Genomic DNA, 20,429 nt, shown 5'->3' with positions numbered 1-20,429 from the left:
AGGCGCCGCCCGAAATGACGTCACCTTCAAACTCTGCCGGTGCGATCAGACGTTCCATCGCATCCGCACCGGTGTGATACCACGATTGGCCTGAACAATTTCGTCGTCGAGCAATGCGGAGCGGTACTCGGCCAGAAAAGCCGACAGAACGATCGGTATCGCGTTGTCTCCCGCCGACTCTTCCGCGTGTGGGGCAACGAAAATGGTTGTTTCGTCAAACAGATCAGCGAGTGCCTTCAGTGGTTCTGCGAGATCCCTGACCAACTGGATTGCGGCATCGATATTTCCTGCCTTTGCATCGGCATACGCCGGATGCGACTTGATCGCTCGATCCTCTCGAAATATCGACAGCGGCGGCTGTATGAGCGCGGGTATCGCGAGGCTTCGATAACGCGTCTTTGCTGTACCCATCACCCGTTCACCCGATCAAAGTCAGTCGGCTGTGCGGACAGAATAGCGATTGTCCGCGACGCTTGCCGTAGCATTCACGCATGAGCAGCGCCTCGCCCGACCGCTACCGATTTGTCGAGCTGTTCGGCCACGTGCCGTGGTTCTCGACCCTGCCCGAACAGGCACGGGTGTTGCTGGCCGCGGGCTGCGAATGGCATCGCGTGGCCGGCGGCGAGCCCCTGTTCTTCGAGGGCGAGGCCTCCGACGCGGTGTATCTGCTGGTCAACGGCAGCCTCGCCGCGTTCCAGCGCGACAGCCACGGCGGTGCACATCTGGTTGGTCACATCATGGCCGGCGAGAGTGTCGGCGAACTCGGCGTGCTGATCTCGCGGCCGCGCTCCGCCACCGTGCGTGCGCTGCGCGATTCCGAGTTGGTGCGACTGCCGGCGACCCACCTCGACGTGCTCGCCGAGACCTTTCCGCAAGCCTTGCTGGGCTTGGCGCGACTGGCCCTTCGGCGCCATGGCGAACTGCAGACGCATGCTGCCGCGCCGCGCGCGCTGGCGGTGCTGCCGCAATCGCCAGGGTCGATCTCGACCTGTTCGCGAATCGCCTCGCCGAGGATCTGGCGCGCTTCGGCTCGGTGCGGACCCTGAGGGCCGATGAAGCCGGTCAAGCCGCCGGGCATTACCACGCGATCGAGGCCGCTTCCAGATTCGTGCTGTATGTCGCCGACGGGAGCGACAATGCCTGGCGACAACAGTGCCGGCGCCAGGCCGATGCACTGTTGTTCGTCGTCCGCGCTTCGGACGCACCGAGCTCGGATGCCGCCTGGCCCGATGCTGCGGACGAAGCGGTCGCGCGCCGCCAATACCTGATCGTGCAGCACCTGTCGAAGCCGCGATTCGGCGCGGCGCGGCGCTGGCACGCGTTCTGTCCGCGCGCCTCGATCCACCATGTGCGTGACGCCCGCGACAATGCCCGCGTGGCACGCCTGATCGGCGGCCAGAGCCTGGCGCTGGTGCTGTCCGGCGGCGGTGCGCGCGGCTTCGCGCACATCGGCGTGGTCAGCGCTGCGCGAAGCGGGCATGGAGATCGACAGCGTCGGCGGTACCTCGATCGGCGCGATCATCGGTGCCGGCGTGGCCGCCGAGTGGTCGATCGAGGAGATGACCGAGCGGTTCCGGCACGCGTTCTACGACACCAATCCCTTGTCCGACTACACGCTGCCCCTGGTCTCGATCGTGTCGGGCCGCAAGGTGTCGCGGCTGCTGCGCGAGACCTATGGCGAGCGCGACATCGAAGACCTGCCGCTGCCGTTCTTCTGTGTTTCCGCGAACCTGACCAAGGGCGATGCGCATGTGCACCGCGATGGCACGTTGTGGCAGTCCCTGCGTGCGTCGGTCGCGATTCCCGGCCTGCTGCCACCCGTGTTCCGCGGCGGTCAGGTGTTCGTCGACGGCGGCGTCGTCAACAACCTGCCGGTGGATCTGATGCGCGCCCAGCACCGCGGCGAGGTGATTGCCGTCGACATCGGTGGCGACTACGCCCTGTCTGCACTCGACGACGAATACGAATTGCCGCCCGGCTGGAAGCTGTGGATGCAGGATCGTGCCGGTTATCGTCGACCGCGGTTGCGCGAGATCCTGCTGCGTGCCGGAATGATCAATTCCGGGGCGCAAGCCGCGAGTGCCCGCGCACAATCGACCCTGCTGATCAAGCCGCCATTGGCCGACATTGGTCTGCTCGAATGGCAGAGTTTCTTCCACGCCATCGATCGCGGCTACCAGCACACCTTGCGCATCGTCGGTGGTCCGAAAGACGCGCTCGCCGATGAGACCCCGGTGTTCTGATCAGGTGTTCTGATCAGTCGAAACCGTCCGCAAACAGTGGCGCGATGCCGGCGGCCTCCGTCAGCACCGCGATGTTCATCTTCAGGATGCCGCCGCCCATTTGCTGTGCGCGGGTGACGTTGCCGGGCAGGTCGGTGGTGCGGTGATAGTGCTGGTAACCCTCGGGTCGCGTGGTGGCGTTGTAGCTGTAGTCGTTCTCGATGGTCAGCAGCGCCGGCGCGCCGCGCGAAATCAGCGGTGCATGGTCGGAACAGCAATAGCTTGTGTCGCTGATCAGACGCAGTTCCGGCGCATAGGTCGCGGCCGCTGCAGTGAAGACCGGGAACAGGGTCGACAGGCCGCTCGATGTCTCCAGCAGCACGTCGAGATCGGCATCGCCGGAATAGCCGATCATGTCCATGATGATCGCAAGCTCGATGTTCGCCATCGTCCCGCTGGCCTGCAGCGACTGCGCGTAGGCCGTGCCGCCATAAAGGCCCTGTTCCTCGCCGGCGAAGCAGACGAAGACCATCGTCCGCTGCGGCGGATAGGCGCTGAACACGCGCGCCGCTTCGAGCACGCCGGCGCATCCGGAGGCGTTGTCTTCGGCGCCCGGACTCTGGCTCGGGTCGTTGATGTTCTGCTGGCGCGAATCGTAATGCCCGCCGACAATCACGAGTTCTTCCGGATGACGACTGCCGGGCAGGCGTGCGATCACGTTCTCGACCTGCGTGGCGGTGCCGCCGAGGGTGAAGGTCTGTGTCGTGACCTGCAGACCCAGCGCGCCGAACTGTCCGATCAGCCAGTCGCGTGCCTGGTCGATGCCGGGATTCGGCGATTGCCCGTAGGACGAGCGATCGAATCCGGCCAGTGTCGTCAGCGCGTCGAACCAGCGCTGGGTGTCGAGTGCATCGACGCGCAATTGCACGTCCGGATCGGGCGCGGCCTTGGCCATCGCCATCAGGCCGCGCGCACGCAGATCCTTCGTAATCGTCGAGTTCGGCTGCAGCGGTCGCCACTCGGAAATGTCGGGCGACTTGTAGGGCAACCAGGTCGCCGGCGTGCGCACCAGGGCGAAGCGTCCGGTATCTGCGATCGCCGGCAACACCGGCCCTTCATCGACACCACAGGCGCGCGTCTGCAGGGCCAGGTCGTCGGGCCGGATCCAGCCGAGATCGGAGAGCACGCGTTCGCCCGCGAGCAGCCCCGGCAATCGCGACGGTGGCGCCGCGACCAGCAGGCGATTCTCCAGTTCGACCCACCAGCCGCCCGCATGCTCGATCTGGCGCGTGTAGCGGTCGAGCTCGAACTGCGGATGCCGATCCAGCGCGACCAGCGCCGCCGGCATCGGCATCGCCGTCGTCAGGCCCATCTGCAACCCAAGCGCGAGCGCGGAGAACATGGTCGGGATCCGAGGGGGTGGACGCACAGTCTAGACCCGGCAACGACAGGACGCGCGGCCGGGTCGGTCACGCTATCGTCCGCGTCGCCGGAACGGAGCGGAACAATGGAACAGCAGTCACATTGGCAGCAGGTGTACGCGACGAAAGCGACGGACGCGGTGAGTTGGTACCGGCCGCATCTCGATCGATCGCTGGCCTTCATCGATGCGCTGGGACTCGACCGCGATGCACCGATCCTCGATGTCGGCGCCGGCGCCTCGACGCTGGTCGACGACCTGCTTGCTCGCGGCTTCCGCGAGCTCACGCTGAACGATCTCGCCGACACCGCGCTTGCGCTTGCGCGGCAACGACTCGCATCGTCGCCACTCGCGTTGAACGTGCGCTATCGCGTCGGCGACATCACCACGCTCGATCTTCCCGATGCCCATGTCGCGCTCTGGCACGACCGCGCCGTGTTCCACTTCCTGACCGAGCCGGCGCAGCGCGCCGCGTATGTCGCGCAGGCCGCGCACACGCTGCGCCCAGGCGGCCATCTGCTGATCGCGACCTTCGCCGCCGACGGCCCCGAACGCTGCAGCGGCCTGCCCGTACAACGCTACGACGCCGACACCCTCGCTGCCGAATTCGCGCCGCACTTCACCCGCATCGGCGATGCCCGCGAGCAGCATCCGACACCGTTCGGCACGACGCAGTCGTTCCAGTACGTGTTGCTGCAGCGCGGGTGCTGACGTCCTGGATCCAGGGCACCGCGCGATCATTGCCTCACCGCTTCAGCTTGCGCTCGAAGAAGTCGACGATGGCGTTGTTGGCGTGTTTCTTCATCCAGGGTGCGGCGATGCCGTGCTTGCCACCGGGGTAGGTCATCAATTCGAAAGGTTTGCCGCGCTGCTGCAATGCGCTCATCAGCTTGGTGCTGTTGGTGAAGAGCACGTTGTCGTCGGCCATGCCGTGGATCAACAGCAGGTCGGAGCGCATGCCATCGAGGTGCGCGAACACGCTGCTCTGGGCGTAGCCGTCGGCGTTGTCCTTCGGCTGATCCATGTAGCGCTCGGTGTAGTGCGTGTCGTACAGCGCCCAGTCCGTGACCGGCGCGCCAGCGACCACGGCCGCGAAATCATCCGAGGCCTGGCCGAGCACCTGCAGCGCCATGTAGCCGCCGTAACTCCAGCCGTAGAAGCCGATCTTGTCGCCGTCGATCCAGGGCTGCGTGCGCAGCCACTTCACGCCCTCGCGCTGGTCGACCACTTCGACCGAACCCATCTTGCGGAACAGGGCCTCCTCGAACGCCTTGCCGCGCCGGTGCATGCCGCGATTGTCGAGCTGGAACACGACGAAACCCTTGCGCGTCAGCACCTGGATGAACCCTTCAGTCCAGCTCTGCGTCACGTACTGCCCATGCGGACCGCCGTAGATGTAGACAATGGCCGGGTATTTCTTTGCCGCATCGAAATGCGCCGGCTTGAACACGCGATAGAGCAGCTTCTGCTGCTCGGCACCGGTGATCTCGCCGAACTCCGGCACCGAGTGTTCGGCGGCGTAGGGCCAGTACGGGTGGCCTTCCTTGAGTTCGTTCGCTTCCAGCACCGCGAGCTCGGCGCCGCTGGCATCGAACAGGCGCACACGCGGTGGCGTCGACGGATCGGAATGGGTCGCGACGAACACGTTGGCTTGTTTCGGGAAGCTGGCATTGTGCGTGCCGGCCTCGTGGGTGATCTGCTGCACTTCCTTTACCGGCAAGGACAGCGGTGTCATGTACACCTGCTTCTGCGTCGGATCGGGACCACCGGAGGCGAAGAACACGCGATCATCGTGCTCGTCCACCGCGAGCAGGCTGTCGACCACCCAGGCTTCCGGCGTCAGCGCATGTTTCGGCGTGCCGTCGCGGCCGTGCAAGTAGAGACGCTTGAAGCCGTCGCGTTCGCTGGCCCAGATGAAATCGCCGCTGTCGAGGAACTGCAGGTCGTCGTGCAGGTTGACCCAGGTGTCACTGGTTTCGCTCAGCAGGGTCGAGATCGCTCCGTCCGTGGCCGACCATGCGCGCAAATCGAGGCGACGCTGGTTGCGCGTCTGGATCTGGAAGCTGAGGGCGCTGCTGTCGGCGACCCAGTCGGCACGCGCGAGGTAGACGTCCGCGTCGCTGCCCAGATCCACCCAGCGGACCTTCGCGGCCGCGGGCAACAGTGCCGCACCCGCGCCGGTGTCGGCCACGGCGGCGGCAGCGGTGTCGCTCATGCGGATGACCCCGAGCGTCACCGTCGCATTCGGCTGACCGGCGGCCGGGTAGCGTTGCTCGACCACCGTGGTGTCCTCGGCATTGATCTCGAAGCGCCGCTGCACCGGCACCGGCGACTCGTCGACCCGCGCAAACGCGATCATCGAATCATCCGGCGACCACCAGTGACCCTCGAAGCGTCCCATCTCCTCCTGCGCGATGAATTCGGCGACGCCATTGCTGATCAGGCCGCCCCCATCCCGGGTCAGCTGGATCGAACGATCGGTGGCCAGTTCGATCGCCCACAGGTTCTGGTTGCGCACGAAGCTGACGTAGCCACCCTTCGGCGACACCCGGGCATCGGTCGCGAAACCGAGTTCCTTGCTGGTGAGCTTGCGCACGCGACTCGCCTGCTGCGTCTCGTCGGCCGCCAGGTCGTACAGGAACAACTCACCGTTCAAGGGGAACAGCAGCTTTACGCCATCCGGCGAGAATCCATAGTCGATGATGCCCTTGAGGCTGGCAGTGCGAGCGCGCTCACGGCGTGCCTTCTCCGCATCCGACAGCTGTTCGTCGTCCGGCATCAGCACCTTCGAATCGACCAGCAATCGGGTCTGCTTCGATGCGATGTCGTATTCCCAGAGGTCGAGCTGGAACTGGTCCGTGTCCTTGCCGCGCAGGAAAGTCACGCGCTTGCCGTCGGGCGACACCTTCAGGTTTTGCGGCGTCTTCCCGGCCAGCGCCGGTGCGTCGAAGAGGCGTTCGATCGTCAATTCTTCGGCATGCAGGTTCGTCATTGGCCACACCATCGCACAGGCCAGCACGGCCGCGGTGAATACGTTACGCATCGGATCGCTCCCCAGGGACGGCGTGTTCTAGCACCGTGCACGCGAAGGCGGAAGCGACGCACCGCGATCCTGGGACGAAGTGGCTACTTCCCGATGCAGAAGCTCGAAAAGATCACCCCGAGCAGATCGTCGGAAGTGAATTCGCCGGTGATGCCGGACAGCGCCTGCTGGGCGAGGCGCAATTCCTCGGCGACGAGTTCGCCGGCGCGATCGTGAACGAGGCGCAGACGTGCGTTGGCCAGCGCATCGCGCACCCGTTGCAGCGCGGCGACATGGCGGGCGCGGGCACTGAAGCTGCCTTCGGTGCCGTCGCCGAAACCGGCGTGGCGGCGGATCGCGGCCCGCAACGCTTCAAGTCCGGCGCCGGTCGTCGCCGACACGTGCAGATGATCGGTCGCGTCGGGCGATGTTCCGCCGCTGCGATCGGCGAGGTCGGACTTGTTGTGCACGACCAGTATGGCCGCTCCTGCGGGCACTTCCGCACGCAATGCATCGATGCGGGATTCGTCATCGGGCGCGAGCACCAGCAGGGCGAGATCGGCACGGGCGAGTTCGCTGCGGGCACGGCGGATGCCTTCGGACTCGATCACATCCGGCGATTCGCGCAGACCGGCGGTATCGACCAGGGTGATCTCGATGCCGTCGATGTTCACCGCTTCGCGCAGCAGGTCGCGGGTGGTCCCGGCGATGTCGGTCACGATGGCGCGGTCGCTGCCTGCCAGTGCGTTCAGCAGACTCGACTTGCCGGCGTTCGGGGCGCCGATGATCACGGCATGCAGGCCATCGCGCAGGCGCTGGCCGCGTTCGGCGTCGCGCAACAAGGTATCGAGCGATCCGGCGATCGTGTCGAGTTTCGCGAGAATCTGGCCGTCGGCGAGAAAGTCGATTTCCTCCTCCGGAAAATCGATCGCGGCCTCGACATGCAGGCGTGCATCGATCAGCGATTTCAGCAGCACCTGCACGCGCGCCGAGAACTCGCCTTGCAGTGATCGCAACGCGGCGCGTGCCTGCGCCTCGGACTGCGCGGCGATCAGGTCGGCGATGGCTTCGGCCTGGGCGAGATCGATCTTGCCGTTGAGGAACGCGCGCTCGGAGAATTCGCCGGCACGGGCCGGGCGTGCCCCCAGTTCGATGCAGCGCGCCAGCAGCCGCGCCAGTACCACCGGCGCGCCGTGGATCTGCAATTCGACGACGTCTTCGCCAGTGAAGGAATGCGGCCCGGGAAACCACAGCACCAGGCCACGGTCGATCAAGTCCGACTCGGCATCGCGCAGCTTGGCGTAATGCGCGTGTCGCGGTTGCACGTCGACGCCGCACAAGCGGCGGGCGATGCCTGCGGCGTCGGCACCGGACAGGCGCACGATGCCGATGCCACCCGCGCCGGGTGCGGTGGCGACCGCCGCGATGGTGTCGCGCGGCGTCATCGCATCACGCGGCCTTCTTTTCGCCGGCCTCGATGCGTCGGGTGATGATCCACTGTTGCAGCAGGCCGAGCGCGCCGTTGATGGTCCAGTACAGCACCAGGCCCGACGGGAAGAAGGCCATGGTGATCGAGAACACCAGCGGCATGTACTGCAGCACCTTCTGCTGGATCGGATCCATGCCGGCCGGCGACGGCGACATCTTCTGGGTGATCCACATGATCGCGGCATTGGCGACCGGCAACACGAAATACGGGTCACGCGCGGACAGATTGGTCAGCCAGCCGATGAAAGGCGCGTGGCGCAATTCCACCGATTCCAGCAGCACCCAGTACAGGGCGATGAACACCGGGAACTGCAGCAGCAGCGGGAAGCAGCCGCCGACCGGGTTGATCTTCTCCTTCGAGTACAGCTCCATCATCGCCTGATTGAACTTCTGGCGATCCTCGCCGTAACGCTGCTTCAGCGCCTCGATGCGTGGCTGCACCTTGCGCATCTTGGCCATCGACCGGTACTGTGTTTCCGACAGCGGATACAGCAGCAACTTCACCAGCAGCGTCGTGAGGATGATCGCGAAACCCCAGTTCTGCACCAGCTTGTGGAGCGCATTGAGCAGCCAGAACACCGGCTTCGCGAAGATCGTGACCTTGCCGTAATCGATGGTCAGGCCCAGTCCCGGGGCAACGGCATCGAGCTTTTCCTGCTGCTTCGGGCCGACGTACAGACGCGACGTGCGCGTGGCGCTGGCGCCGGGCGCGACCTTGAAGGCCGGTCCCATCTGGCGGATCAGATAGCGCGGCGCGCCCTGGTCGGTGATGACCGCGGTGCTGTAGGCCTGGGCTTCGCTGGCCTCGGGAATCCAGGCGGCGAAGAAATAGTGCTGCTGCTGCGCTGCCCAGCCACCGGTGATGGTGCGGTTCAAGGGTTCTTCGACGAAATCGTCGAAGCCGAGCTTCTCGAACTTTTCTTCCGGGCTGTACCAGGCCGCACCGACGAAGCTGTATTGCTCCGGATTGGTGAACGAGAACTTGCGGTTCACGATCGGCGAGGTGCGGGTGAGCTGCGTGTAGGCGCTGGCCGACCACTCCGCGGCGGCACCGTTGTCGACCTTGGTCGCGACATCGATCGTGTAGTCGCCGCGCTTAAGGGTGTAGGTCTTGGTGACGGTGACGCCATCACGGGTCCAGCTCAGCGGGATGTCGACGCGATCCTGACCTTCGCCGAGACGGAACTCGTCTTGCGTCGCGGTGTAGACCGCACGGTGATCGGGTGCGGCCGATGCGCTCGACACCAGGCCGGACTGCGCGACGAAGAAGTGCTCGCCACTGCCGTCGAACAGCTGCACGGTCGGCGTCTGCTCGCCGGCGTTGACCGGATAGTGGCGCAGGTTGGCCTTGCTGACGGTGCCGCCGCGGGTATCGATCTCGAGTTCCAGCACATCGCTGACCACTCGGATGATGCGACCGGCCGGCACCGGTTCAGTCGCCGTGGTGTCGACGGCGCCGGCCGTATCGCCGCCGGCAACGACCGGCGCACCATCGGCCGAGGGCAGGTCGGCAGGACGATCGCCGGACGGACGTTCGACATCGACGGCGTCGGCGATCGCCGGCAAGGGCTGGGCACGGTGGTAATCGTTCTGCCAGGCGTTCCACAGCAGGAAGCCGAGGGCCGCCAGCGCGATCCAGAGAAAACTGCGCGCGTTGTTCATTGGGGGATTCGCTACGAAGGGAAGAAGGATCAGGGCGCGTCGGTCGCAGCCCGAGAAAGGTCGGCGATTGTGCCGGGCGCGGGCGCCGGCTTCAACGCGGCGAGGCGATCGAACAGTTTTTCCACGTCGGCGCGGATGGCCTGGGCATCGGCCTGAGCGATCTCGCCACGTCCGACGACGATGAAGGCGAACGCAGGCAGGCTGGCGCTACGCAGCCGAAAGGCTTCGCGCACGATGCGCTTGATGCGATTGCGGCTGCTGGCCAGAGGCACCGCCCGCTTGGGTACGGTGATGCCGAGTCTGGCCGAACCATCAGCGACGACCAGACCCCGGAAAAGCTTCGAGCCGGCACTGAGGCCGGCTCGAAAGGCGAGATCGAACTCATGCTTGGCCAGGATGCGCGCAGTTCGCGGGAATCCCGCGGCGGACATTCCGACCGGCCTGATTACGGGATCAGGCGAACCCGGCCCTTGGCGCGGCGGGCGTTCAGGATCTTGCGGCCGCCCTTGGTCGCCATGCGGGCGCGGAATCCGTGATCACGGGCTCGCTTGAGATTGCTCGGTTGGAACGTGCGTTTGGTCGCCATGACAACACCGCTGAAAGGGTTTGGAAAAAAGGGCGCGAATCTTATGCAGATCGCGGGCTTGCGTCAAGGTCCATGATGAGCGGCGGCTGTCCGGGAGGCAGAGCCGGCGCTGGTACACTGGCTGGCCCGACGCGGTCAGCGTCGTTTTTCGCGCGCGGCATCAATGCTATCACTCTGGGAACGCCTGCTGGACCGCCTCGAGTCCGAGTACAGCGAGCAGGACATTCTGACCTGGCTGAAACCGCTGCAGGTCGGGGGTGGCAACGGCGTATTGCGCCTGCTGGCGCCGAACGGATTCGTGCTGGACGTCGTGCGAGAGCGTTTCCTGTCGCGCATCGAAGTGGTGGCGCAACATCTCGCCGGTGCCGATCTGCAAGTCCGGCTCGAAGTCGGTTCCAGTCCGCGCGCGATGGAGCCGGTTCGGACCCAGCTCCCGAACAATGGCACCGCGGCGGTGCCGTTCGACCCCGAATTCGAGACCAACCTTGATCCGCATTACACCTTCGACAACTTCGTCGAAGGCAAGTCGAACCAGCTCGGTCGCGCCGCGGCTTACCAAGTCGCGTTGAACCCGGGTCGACGCGAATCGAACCCGTTGCTGCTTTATGGCGGCACCGGCCTCGGCAAGACCCATCTGATGTACGCCGCCGGCAACTTGATGCGCCGCAACAACCCCGGCTTCCGCGTGCTGTACCAGCGCTCGGAGCAGTTCGTGAGCGCGATGATCAAGGCGCTGCAGAGCAAGAACATCGACGAGTTCAAGAACCGCTACCGCTCGGTCGACGCACTGTTGATCGACGACATCCAGTTCTTTGCCGGCAAGGACCGCACCCAGGAAGAGTTCTTCCACACCTTCAATGCGCTGTTCGAGTCGAACCAGCAGATCATCCTGACCTGCGACCGCTACCCCAAGGAAGTGGAGAATCTGGAGCCTCGCCTGACCTCGCGTCTGGGTTGGGGTCTGCCGGTGGCGATCGAGCCGCCGGATTTCGAAACCCGTGCCGCCATCCTGTTGCGCAAGGCCGAGCTGAAGGGCATCGTGCTGTCGGAAGACGTGGCCTTCATGGTCGCGCGGCGCATGCGTTCCCATGTCCGTGACCTCGAGGGCGCACTCAACACGCTGGTCGCACGCGCGCATTTCACCGGCCGCGCCATCACCATCGAATTCGCCCAGGAAGCGCTGCGTGACTTGCTGACCGTGCAGGAACGTACGCTCAGCATTCCCAACATCCAGAAACTGACCGCGGACTATTACCAGTTGCGGGTGGCCGATCTGCTCTCGAAGCGACGTACGCGGCAATTGGCCCGCGCGCGCCAGACGGCGATGGCGCTGACCAAGGAATTGACCTCGCATTCCCTGCCGGAAATCGGTGATGCCTTCGGCGGTCGCGACCACACCACGGTGCTGCATGCGTGCCGTCTGATCGCCGAATTGCGCGAGACCGACGGCAAGACCCGGGAAGACTGGGACAAACTGATCCGCGCGCTAACAGGTTGAGGACAACCCCGGCCAAGCCCTGTGGACAAGTTCTGGAGCAAAGTTGTCCACAAATGATCCACCGGGCTTCCGGGCACTCACACACAAGATTTGCTCCACCGGTGAGCCTACAGCCACAACAGGTTGTGGCTGTGTCTTGCAGTTATCCCCAACGCCTATCATCATCACCATCTTCATATAAACAAAGAACGATAAAGAGGGAGGCCCATGCGCTTCAGCATCCAAAGGGAAGCCCTGCTCAAGCCCTTGACCCAGGTCGTCGGCGTGGTGGAACGACGCCAGACCCTGCCTGTCCTCGCCAATGTCCTGGTGGAAGTGACGAACGGATCGGTCGGGTTCACCGGATCCGATCTTGAGGTCGAACTGTCGGCACGCTGCGCGGTCGAGGACAGCGCCGACGGCGCAACGACCTTGCCGGCGCGAAAGTTGTTCGACATCGTGCGTGCCTTGCCGGATGGCAGTCGCGTCGACCTGAGCCAGACCGGCGAACGCGTGACCCTGAAGGCCGGGCGCAGCCGCTTCACGCTCTCGACCTTGCCGGCAGCGGAATTTCCTACCGTTGATGACATCGATGTGGTCGAACGGGTGACGCTGGCGGAAACCACGCTGAAGGAGCTGATCGACCGCACCGCGTTCGCGATGGCGCATCAGGATGTCCGCTACTACCTCAACGGCATGTTGCTCGATCTGCGCGAAGGCGCCCTGCGCTGCGTCGCCACGGACGGGCATCGTCTTGCGCTGTGCGAGACCAGCACCGATGTTCCGATCAAGGCCAAGCGTCAGATCATCATTCCGCGCAAGGGCGTCAACGAGCTGCAACGCCTGCTCGACGGCGACGGCGCGCTGGAGCTGGAATTCGGCAAGAACCACCTGCGCGTCACCCGTGCCGATTTCGTGTTCACGTCGAAATTGATCGACGGTCGCTTCCCGGACTACGAGGCGGTGATTCCGATCGGCGCCGACAAGATCGTGCAATTGCCGCGCGACGAGTTGCGCATGGCCTTGCAGCGCGTGGCGATCCTGTCGAACGAGAAGTATCGGGGGGTCAAGCTCGATGTCGCGCCGGGTCGGTTGACGATCGTCGCGCACAACCCGGAGCAGGAAGAGGCGACCGAGGTGCTGGAAGTCCAAAGCGTGGTCGATGGGCTCAGCGTCGGCTTCAACGTCAATTATCTGCAGGACGCGCTGTCGTCCCTGCGGGGCGTCAACGTGATGCTGTGTCTGCGTGACGGCAATTCGAGCTGTCTGGTCCGCGATGCCGACAATGATCGCTCGCGCCATGTCGTGATGCCGCTGCGTCTGTGACGACGTCGGTGGGTCAAGTCCCGAACACGCGGCCCCGGTATCCCCGGGGCCGTTGTCTTTGCGGGTCATGAAGATCCTGCGTCTCGACATCGATGGCCTGCGCTGTGTCCAGCATGCGCGCATCGTTTCAACGGGCGGCGTGCAGTTCCTGCTGGGTGCGAATGGCGCCGGCAAGACCACGGTGCTGGAAGCGATGCACTTGCTCGGTTACGGCCGCAGCTTTCGGTCCGGTCAGCGCGATGCCGTGATTCAGCGCGGTGCGTCGGAAAGCATCGTGTTCGCGGAAGTCGAGCGCGAGCAGGGCGGCCGCAGTCGGATCGGGTTGCGGCGCGCTGCGTCGATCTGGTCGGCGCGGGTCGACGAGACCGACGTGTCCGGTTTGGTCGATCTGTTTCGCATCTGTCCTGTGGTCTGTTTCGAACCGGGCTCGCATGCGCTGATTGCGGGCGCATCGGAATTGCGACGCGCCTATCTGGACTGGTCCGTGTTCCACGTGGAACCGGACTTTCTGCCGGCCTGGCGCAGGCACCAGCGGGCACTCAGGCAACGCAATGCTGGTTTGCGTGCCGGCTGGGCAGATCAGTTGCTCGAACCCTGGGAGTTCGAACTGGCCGAGGCCGGCGTGGTGATTGCCGATGCGCGGCGCCGAGTGCTGGACGAGTTGCGTGAACCCGTGGCAGCGAAGGCGGTCGCGTTCCTGCCGGAACTGGGAACGGTGCAGTTGAACCTGGTGTCCGGTTTCGGCGAGCGCGACTGTGCTTCGATCGACGCGATCCGAACGGCGTATGCCGAGGGCAGGGCGCAGGATCGTGACCGCGGCCATACCCGCTTCGGGGCACAGCGCGCCGACTGGTCGATCGCATTTGCCGCGGCGCCGCGCCGGGAGCATCTGTCACGCGGCCAGGAAAAGCTGACCGCGCTGGCGCTGGAACTGGCCCAGGTCGAACACTTCCGCGCCCGCGTCGGCGAATGGCCGGTGCTGCTGCTGGATGATCTCGCCTCCGAATTGGATGCCGAACATCTGATGCGGGTGCTGGACTGGGTATTCGCGGCCGGCCTGCAGGTCTGGATCACCGGTACGGCGATCCCGGAAGCCTTGCGCAGCCGAACCGACTCGTGGCGTCTGTTCCACGTGGAACAGGGTCTTGTCACGCCGGCTTGATATACTTCACACCCATCCCACGCACGTCGACGCCGCCCGCTCCGCGGGTTCCGGATCCGTGCCCCCTACGACGGGAAGCCGAATGACCGAGCAAGAGTACGACAGCAGCAGCATCAAGGTTCTCAAGGGTCTCGACGCCGTCCGCAAGCGCCCCGGCATGTACATCGGCGACACCGATGACGGCACCGGCCTGCACCACATGGTGTTCGAGGTTGTCGACAACGCGATCGACGAATCGTTGGCGGGTCATTGCGACAGCGTGCTGGTCACGATCCATACCGACGGCTCGGTGTCGGTGCTGGACAACGGCCGTGGCATCCCGGTCGGCATGCACGAGGAAGGGCGCTCCACGGCGGAAGTGGTGATGACGGTGCTGCACGCCGGCGGCAAGTTCGACGACAACAGCTACAAGGTCTCCGGCGGCCTGCATGGCGTCGGCGTGTCGGTGGTGAATGCGCTGTCGTCCACGCTGTGGCTCGACATCTGGCGCGAAGGCTTCCATCACCAGCAGGAATACGGCCTCGGTGAGCCGCGATATCCCTTGAAGCGAGTCGAAGCCAGCGCGAAACGCGGCACCCAGGTGCGTTTCCTGCCCAGCACCGAGATCTTTTCGGACGTCGAGTTCCATTACGACATCCTTGCCAAGCGCCTGCGTGAACTGGCCTTCCTGAACTCGGGTGTGCGCATCGAACTGCGCGACGAACGCGGTGAAGGCAAGCACGATGTGTTCGCCTACCAGGGCGGCATCCGCAGCTTCGTCGAGCATCTGTCGCAACTGCGCACGCCACTGCATCCGCAGGTCGTCAGCTTCATCGGTACCCACGAGCAGATTTCGGTCGATGTCGCGCTGCAATGGACCGACGCCTATGAAGAACGCATGTTCTGCTTCACCAACAACATCCCGCAAAAAGACGGCGGTACCCATCTCGCCGGATTCCGGGCAGCGCTGACGCGCACGCTCGGCAACTACATCGAGTCCTCGAACCTGCTCAAGCAGGCCAAGGTGTCGCCGACCGGCGACGACATGCGTGAAGGCATGATCGCGGTGTTGTCGGTGAAGGTGCCGGACCCGAAGTTCAGCTCGCAGACCAAGGACAAGCTCGTCTCCTCGGAAGTGAAGAGTGCGGTCGAATCGGTGATCGGCAACAAGTTCGCCGATTTCCTGCAGGAAAATCCGGCGGTTGCGCGCGCGATCTGCGAAAAGGTGGTCGACGCCGCGCGCGCGCGTGAAGCGGCCCGCAAGGCGCGTGAACTGACCCGTCGCAAGGGCGCGCTCGACATCGCCGGCCTGCCCGGCAAGCTCGCCGACTGCCAGGAAAAGGATCCGGCGCTGTCCGAACTGTTCCTGGTCGAGGGCGACTCCGCCGGCGGTTCCGCCAAGCAGGGGCGCAATCGTCGCACCCAGGCGATCCTGCCGCTCAAGGGCAAGATCCTCAACGTCGAGAAGGCGCGCTTCGACAAGATGCTCGGTTCGGCCGAAGTCGGCACCCTGATCACCGCACTCGGCTGCGGCATCGGCAAGGACGAGTTCGACATCAACAAGCTGCGCTACCACCGCATCATCATCATGACCGACGCGGACGTGGACGGTTCGCACATCCGCACCTTGCTGCTGACGTTCTTCTACCGGCAGATGCCGGAGCTGATCGAGCGCGGCTACATCTATATCGGCCTGCCGCCGCTGTTCAAGCTGAAGCAGGGCAAGCAGGAGATGTACCTGAAGGACGAGGCCGCGCTGGCCGCCTACCTGATCAACAATGCGGTCGAGGACGCGGAACTGCATCCGAGTGCAGGCACGCCGCCGATCCGTGGCGCCGGTCTGGAAAAGCTGCTGCGCGACTACCAGGCCGCGAAGGACCAGATCCATCGCCTGTCGACGCGCGTCGATGCGAACTTCCTTGCCGCCTTGCTGGATGTCGCGCCGATCGACAGCGCCTTGCTGGCCGATGGCGAGAAGCTCGCGGCCTGGGCCCAGCAGGTGACCGGACGCCTGAACACGCGGGGCCTCGGCCGACCGCAGTACGAGATTCACGCCGAAGCGGCGCAGGGCGAGCAGGGCGCGCTGCTGCGCATTCGCAAGCAGCACCACGGCCTCAGCACCGACAGCATCGTGCCGGGCCAGTTCTTCCTCTCTGCCGACTATGCGCCGATCGCTGAAATTACCAGTCAAATCAATGGATTGATTGGTGAAGACGGACGCGTGCAACGCGGTTCCCGGCAGGTCGCGGCAAGCGATTTCCACGCCGTGCAGGCCTGGCTGATGGACGAGGCGAAGAAGGGCCGCACCATCCAGCGCTTCAAGGGCCTCGGCGAAATGAATCCGGAACAGTTGTGGGAAACCACGGTCAATCCGGAAACCCGCCGCATGCTGCAGGTTCGCATCGAGGATGCCGTCGCCGCCGACCTGATCTTCTCGACCCTGATGGGCGACGTGGTCGAGCCGCGGCGCGAATTCATCGAGTCGAACGCGTTGCGCGTCGCCAACCTCGACGTGTAACGGTCACGGGATGCCGCGCTACGCCGTCGTCATCCCGCGGCTACCGGACTATCCGCACAGTCGGGCCTTCGACGAGATCGCACTGGGCCTTGTCGAAGGTCTGGCCACACTCGGGCACGACGCCATCCGCAGCGATCGTGCCGACCATGCCGATCGCCGCGCCATCGTGCTGGCACCGCACTTGCTGCCCTTGTACGGATTGGCCGTGCCGGACGATGCCATCCTCTACAACCTCGAACAGATCGATCGCAGCAGCAGCTGGATCACGCCCGAGCTGCTCGCCTTGTTCCGCGACCACGCGCTCTGGGATTACAGCGAACGCAACCGCGAGGCGCTGGTGCGGCGGCATGGCATCACGCATGCCGAGCTGATGCCGGTTGGACACAGCGCCGGCCTGGAACGCATCGTGGCGGCGTCGCTGCAGGACATCGACGTGCTGTTCTACGGGTCGCCGAACGAACGCCGGATCGCGGTGCTCGAATCCCTGGCGCGTTTCGGCGTGAAGGTGCATCCCTTGTTCGGGGTCTATGGCCGCGAGCGCGACGCCTGGATCGCGCGCTCGAAGATCGTGCTCAACCTGCATTTCTACGATGCCCAGGTGTTCGAGCAGGTGCGTGTTTCCTATCTGCTCGCGAACGCCCGCTTCGTGGTGTCGGAAGGCGGCGACCCGCAGGCCGAAGCCGAATGGCAGGGTGGCCTCGTGTTTTCAGACTATGCGCAGCTGGTCGACACTTGCATGAGCTATCTCGAACGCGAGCGTGCGCGCGACCGCGTCCGCCTGCGCGGTCGCGAACTGATGCGTGCGCGGCCGCAGTCCGGATTCCTTGCGCGCATGCCGGCCGTCGCTGCCCAGTAGCGCGCAGCGCATGGCTATACTGGTGACGACACGGGGATGCCTGCGAAGCGCACGATGAAGAAGACTCAGCTGTACCTGCTTGCCCTCATTCTGGCGGTGCTTGGCGTTGCCGGTTTCTACTACAAGTGGAAAGTGCTGCGTTTTCCGGTCGCACCGCAGAGCGACAGCGAGGTCTGGGAAGTGCAGGCACGCATCGAGTTCAGTGCGCGCAGCGGACCAAACAAGGTCACCCTGCAGATTCCGCACAACCCGCCCGGCTATTCGGTGATCGACGAGAATTTCGTCGCGCGCAATTACGGCATGAACATCGAGCGCAGCCGCGGCGCGCGCGAGGTGCAATGGCAAATCCGTCGCGCCAGCGGCACCCAGGCCCTGTACTACCGAGCGACCATCTACCGCGACGACCATCCGGCGGCCGAGCCGATCGCACCGTCGGCACCGGAAACCAGGGTGCACGAGGAACCGTTCGCGACCGCGCGCGCTAGCCTGCTCGACCAGGTGCGCGAGAAGTCCGTCGATTCCACGACCTTCGCTTCCGAGCTGGTGCGCCAGATCAACGCCCGCCAACCCAGCGAGGAAGTCGCATTGCTGCTTGGCAAGCGCGACAAGCCTGAAGAACGCGCGCTGCTCGCGATCGACCTGCTGGCCGACCGCCAGATTTCGGCGCGACTGATGTACGGGTTCGAGCTCAACGACGGCAGTGTCGAAACCGAATTGAAGCCGTTCCTGCGCATCTGGGACACCGAGCTGAAGCAATGGCGCCCGATCGATGCGCTCTCCGGCGCCGAAGGGCTGCCCGACAACCTGTTTGTCTGGAGCACGGCGCAGAAGCCGGTGCTCACGGTCGACGACAATCCGCGCGCGCATGTCGCGTTCACGCTGCAACGCAGCCTCGCCGATGCGCTCGACACGGCCAAGGAAAACCTGCGCAGTCGCGACGAGAACTTCATCGCCTATTCGCTGCTGAACCTGCCGATCGAAACCCAGCAGACCTTCAAGATCCTGCTGCTGGTGCCGGTCGGCGCCTTCATCATGCTGATCCTGCGCAACCTGGTCGGCATCAAGACCTTCGGCACCTTCATGCCGGTGCTGGTCGCACTCGCATTCAACTGGACCGGGCTGGTCGCCGGGCTGATCCTGTTCGCCGTGATCATCAGCCTCGGTCTGCTCGTGCGCTTCTACATGGAGCGCCTGAAATTGCTGCTGGTGCCGCGATTGACGGCCGTGCTGATCATCGTCGTGCTGCTGATGGCGCTGGTGTCGGTGGTATCGAACAAGCTCGGCTTCAACGTCGGTCTGAACGTGGCGCTGTTCCCGATGATCATCCTGACCATGACCATCGAACGCGTGTCGGTGGCGTGGGAAGAACGCGGCGCCGGCTACGCGATCAAGCAGGCGCTGGGGTCGCTCGCGATCGCCGCGCTCGCCTACATGGCGATGGGCCAGCCGCGGCTGCAGCATCTGATCTTCGTGTTCCCGGAACTGCTGCTGGTGCTGCTCGCGGTCACCTTGCTGCTCGGCCGTTATTCGGGCTACCGCCTGAGCGAGTTGCTGCGCTTCCGCGCACTGGCCCGCGACCCGGACCCGATTGCGCCGCCGCCCGAGAAGCCGGACGCACCGGCCGGAGCCTGACATGGGCCTGTTCAATCCTTTCGAGACCGCGCGGCGCCTGCACAAGATCGGGTTGATGGGCATCGGCCAGCGCAATGCCGAATTCGTGCTCGCCTACAACCAGCGCCGCTTCTATCCGCGTGTCGATGACAAGCTCATCACCAAGAAGATGGCGCTCAAGGCCGGCTTGCCGGTGCCGGCCCTGTACGCGGTGGTGCGCGAGGAACACGAGATCGAGGAAGTGCACGAGAAGATCAAGGATCGCGAGTCTTTCGTCGTGAAACCGGCCCACGGTTCCGGCGGCGACGGCATCCTCGTGATCACCGGTCGGCGTGGCGACAAATATCGCCGCTCGAACGGTTCGTTCATGACGCGCGACGAATTCAACCATCATCTCTCGAACATGCTGTCGGGCCTGTTCTCGCTGGGTGGCCAGCCCGACCACATCCTGATCGAATACTGCGTGCAGTTCGACCCGGTGTTCGAGCACGTCAGTTACAAGGGCGTGCCGGATGTGCGCATCATCAGCTTCCTCGGTTACCCGGTGATGGCGATGATCCGCCTGCCGACGCGGCTGTCGGATGGCAAGGCCAACCTCCATCAGGGCGCGATCGGCGTCGGCATCGACATCCCCACCGGCATCACCCGGCGTGGCGTATGGAATTCGGAAATCATCCGTGAGCATCCGGATACGGAACACTCCATCGCCGGCCTGCAGATTCCGCGCTGGGACGAGTTGCTGATGATCGGCGCCAAGGCCTACGAGTTGTGCGAACTGGGTTATGTCGGCGTCGACGTCGTGCTCGACAAGGACCTCGGACCGTTGGTGCTGGAATTGAATGCGCGCCCCGGTCTCGCCATCCAGATCGCGAATGGCAATGGCGCCCTGCATCGATTGCGCAAGGTCCAGGCGCTGGAGCGCGCCGGTCAATTGTCGAAGAATCCGGCCGAACGGGTCGCATTTGCAAAGGCGAATTTCCCGACCACCTGATCCGCGTCATGGCTTCCGGCACATCCGTGCTGAATGCTGGCGAGCGACCTTCACCGCACCCGGCGCTTCGTAACATTCAAACAACACCGCTTGTGACACCGTCTTGCCA

17 protein-coding genes are annotated in these 20,429 nt (G+C 64.6%); 10 read left to right on the top strand and 7 right to left on the bottom strand.

Annotation, left to right across the window (positions count from 1 at the left end):
• Window positions 1-45 precede the first annotated feature (45 nt).
• The gene (locus tag IPP28_04420; protein ID MBL0040296.1) at window positions 46-411 is read right to left on the bottom strand and encodes a hypothetical protein; all 366 of its coding nucleotides are present in this window, start codon (window positions 409-411) and stop codon (window positions 46-48) included.
• Between the two features lie 80 nt (window positions 412-491).
• Here IPP28_04420 and IPP28_04415 point away from each other — a divergent pair, with 80 nt between their 5' ends.
• On the top strand, window positions 492-1,046 hold the full coding sequence (locus IPP28_04415) for a cyclic nucleotide-binding domain-containing protein (protein MBL0040295.1): 555 nt from the start codon (window positions 492-494) through the stop codon (window positions 1,044-1,046).
• 381 nt (window positions 1,047-1,427) lie between these two features.
• On the top strand, window positions 1,428-2,243 hold the full coding sequence (locus IPP28_04410) for a patatin-like phospholipase family protein (GenBank protein MBL0040294.1): 816 nt from the start codon (window positions 1,428-1,430) through the stop codon (window positions 2,241-2,243).
• Window positions 2,244-2,256: 13 nt separating this feature from the next.
• On the opposite strand, the gene IPP28_04405 is transcribed toward IPP28_04410, so the two are convergent.
• The gene (locus IPP28_04405) at window positions 2,257-3,624 is read right to left on the bottom strand and encodes a Zn-dependent exopeptidase M28 (protein ID MBL0040293.1); all 1,368 of its coding nucleotides are present in this window, start codon (window positions 3,622-3,624) and stop codon (window positions 2,257-2,259) included.
• A gap of 105 nt (window positions 3,625-3,729) precedes the next feature.
• Between IPP28_04405 and IPP28_04400 the strand changes: the two genes are divergently transcribed.
• On the top strand, window positions 3,730-4,353 hold the full coding sequence (locus IPP28_04400) for a class I SAM-dependent methyltransferase (GenBank protein MBL0040292.1): 624 nt from the start codon (window positions 3,730-3,732) through the stop codon (window positions 4,351-4,353).
• A 34-nt stretch (window positions 4,354-4,387) separates the two neighbouring features.
• Here the strand turns inward: IPP28_04400 and IPP28_04395 are convergent, their stop codons facing one another.
• The 5 genes from IPP28_04395 to rpmH all read right to left on the bottom strand — a co-directional run bounded on the left by IPP28_04395 (window position 4,388) and on the right by rpmH (window position 10,400).
• Entirely contained in the window at window positions 4,388-6,646 is a 2,259-nt protein-coding gene (locus IPP28_04395; protein MBL0040291.1) for a S9 family peptidase, read from the bottom strand.
• Window positions 6,647-6,768: 122 nt separating this feature from the next.
• Entirely contained in the window at window positions 6,769-8,109 is a 1,341-nt protein-coding gene (gene mnmE / locus IPP28_04390) for a tRNA uridine-5-carboxymethylaminomethyl(34) synthesis GTPase MnmE (GenBank protein ID MBL0040290.1), read from the bottom strand.
• Window positions 8,110-8,113: 4 nt separating this feature from the next.
• Window positions 8,114-9,814 (bottom strand): membrane protein insertase YidC, encoded by a 1,701-nt coding sequence (gene yidC / locus IPP28_04385; GenBank protein MBL0040289.1) that lies wholly within the window; start codon window positions 9,812-9,814, stop codon window positions 8,114-8,116.
• 29 nt (window positions 9,815-9,843) lie between these two features.
• On the bottom strand, window positions 9,844-10,245 hold the full coding sequence (gene rnpA / locus IPP28_04380; GenBank protein MBL0040288.1) for a ribonuclease P protein component: 402 nt from the start codon (window positions 10,243-10,245) through the stop codon (window positions 9,844-9,846).
• A gap of 14 nt (window positions 10,246-10,259) precedes the next feature.
• Window positions 10,260-10,400, bottom strand: a complete 141-nt coding sequence (gene rpmH, locus IPP28_04375; protein ID MBL0040287.1) for a 50S ribosomal protein L34 — start codon at window positions 10,398-10,400, stop codon at window positions 10,260-10,262.
• 163 nt (window positions 10,401-10,563) lie between these two features.
• Here rpmH and dnaA point away from each other — a divergent pair, with 163 nt between their 5' ends.
• The 7 genes from dnaA (at window position 10,564) to IPP28_04340 (ending at window position 20,320) form a co-directional block, all read left to right on the top strand.
• On the top strand, window positions 10,564-11,898 hold the full coding sequence (dnaA, locus tag IPP28_04370) for a chromosomal replication initiator protein DnaA (protein ID MBL0040286.1): 1,335 nt from the start codon (window positions 10,564-10,566) through the stop codon (window positions 11,896-11,898).
• A gap of 207 nt (window positions 11,899-12,105) precedes the next feature.
• Window positions 12,106-13,203: a DNA polymerase III subunit beta gene (dnaN, locus tag IPP28_04365; GenBank protein ID MBL0040285.1), complete on the top strand. Its 1,098-nt coding sequence runs from the start codon at window positions 12,106-12,108 to the stop codon at window positions 13,201-13,203.
• A gap of 67 nt (window positions 13,204-13,270) precedes the next feature.
• A complete protein-coding gene (recF, locus tag IPP28_04360) occupies window positions 13,271-14,365 on the top strand; it encodes a DNA replication/repair protein RecF (GenBank protein ID MBL0040284.1) in 1,095 nt (364 codons plus the stop codon).
• A gap of 82 nt (window positions 14,366-14,447) precedes the next feature.
• Window positions 14,448-16,862: a DNA topoisomerase (ATP-hydrolyzing) subunit B gene (gene gyrB, locus IPP28_04355; GenBank protein ID MBL0040283.1), complete on the top strand. Its 2,415-nt coding sequence runs from the start codon at window positions 14,448-14,450 to the stop codon at window positions 16,860-16,862.
• 10 nt (window positions 16,863-16,872) lie between these two features.
• A complete protein-coding gene (locus IPP28_04350; GenBank protein ID MBL0040282.1) occupies window positions 16,873-17,718 on the top strand; it encodes a hypothetical protein in 846 nt (281 codons plus the stop codon).
• A gap of 54 nt (window positions 17,719-17,772) precedes the next feature.
• On the top strand, window positions 17,773-19,350 hold the full coding sequence (locus IPP28_04345; GenBank protein ID MBL0040281.1) for an inactive transglutaminase family protein: 1,578 nt from the start codon (window positions 17,773-17,775) through the stop codon (window positions 19,348-19,350).
• A gap of 1 nt (window position 19,351) precedes the next feature.
• Complete coding sequence (locus IPP28_04340; GenBank protein ID MBL0040280.1) at window positions 19,352-20,320, top strand: alpha-L-glutamate ligase-like protein; 969 nt, start codon at window positions 19,352-19,354, stop codon at window positions 20,318-20,320.
• Window positions 20,321-20,429 lie beyond the last annotated feature (109 nt).

The sequence above is a fragment of the Lysobacterales bacterium genome (genome assembly GCA_016721845.1).
Classification (GTDB): domain Bacteria; phylum Pseudomonadota; class Gammaproteobacteria; order Xanthomonadales; family Ahniellaceae; genus JADKHK01.
This window is presented reverse-complemented; position numbering and strand designations above follow the sequence as displayed.

What these genes read in the sequence shown, in the direction of transcription:
- rpmH (MBL0040287.1), bottom strand. Translation starts at nt 10,400, where the DNA reads ATGGCGACCAAACGCACGTTCCAACCGAGCAATCTCAAGCGAGCCCGT.
- IPP28_04345 (MBL0040281.1), top strand. Translation starts at nt 17,773, where the DNA reads ATGAAGAAGACTCAGCTGTACCTGCTTGCCCTCATTCTGGCGGTGCTT.
- gyrB (MBL0040283.1), top strand. Translation starts at nt 14,448, where the DNA reads ATGACCGAGCAAGAGTACGACAGCAGCAGCATCAAGGTTCTCAAGGGT.
- recF (MBL0040284.1), top strand. Translation starts at nt 13,271, where the DNA reads ATGAAGATCCTGCGTCTCGACATCGATGGCCTGCGCTGTGTCCAGCAT.
- rnpA (MBL0040288.1), bottom strand. Translation starts at nt 10,245, where the DNA reads ATGTCCGCCGCGGGATTCCCGCGAACTGCGCGCATCCTGGCCAAGCAT.
- IPP28_04395 (MBL0040291.1), bottom strand. Translation starts at nt 6,646, where the DNA reads ATGGTGTGGCCAATGACGAACCTGCATGCCGAAGAATTGACGATCGAA.
- IPP28_04415 (MBL0040295.1), top strand. Translation starts at nt 492, where the DNA reads ATGAGCAGCGCCTCGCCCGACCGCTACCGATTTGTCGAGCTGTTCGGC.
- IPP28_04400 (MBL0040292.1), top strand. Translation starts at nt 3,730, where the DNA reads ATGGAACAGCAGTCACATTGGCAGCAGGTGTACGCGACGAAAGCGACG.
- dnaA (MBL0040286.1), top strand. Translation starts at nt 10,564, where the DNA reads ATGCTATCACTCTGGGAACGCCTGCTGGACCGCCTCGAGTCCGAGTAC.
- IPP28_04405 (MBL0040293.1), bottom strand. Translation starts at nt 3,624, where the DNA reads ATGTTCTCCGCGCTCGCGCTTGGGTTGCAGATGGGCCTGACGACGGCG.
- IPP28_04350 (MBL0040282.1), top strand. Translation starts at nt 16,873, where the DNA reads ATGCCGCGCTACGCCGTCGTCATCCCGCGGCTACCGGACTATCCGCAC.
- yidC (MBL0040289.1), bottom strand. Translation starts at nt 9,814, where the DNA reads ATGAACAACGCGCGCAGTTTTCTCTGGATCGCGCTGGCGGCCCTCGGC.
- IPP28_04420 (MBL0040296.1), bottom strand. Translation starts at nt 411, where the DNA reads ATGGGTACAGCAAAGACGCGTTATCGAAGCCTCGCGATACCCGCGCTC.
- IPP28_04340 (MBL0040280.1), top strand. Translation starts at nt 19,352, where the DNA reads ATGGGCCTGTTCAATCCTTTCGAGACCGCGCGGCGCCTGCACAAGATC.
- mnmE (MBL0040290.1), bottom strand. Translation starts at nt 8,109, where the DNA reads ATGACGCCGCGCGACACCATCGCGGCGGTCGCCACCGCACCCGGCGCG.
- dnaN (MBL0040285.1), top strand. Translation starts at nt 12,106, where the DNA reads ATGCGCTTCAGCATCCAAAGGGAAGCCCTGCTCAAGCCCTTGACCCAG.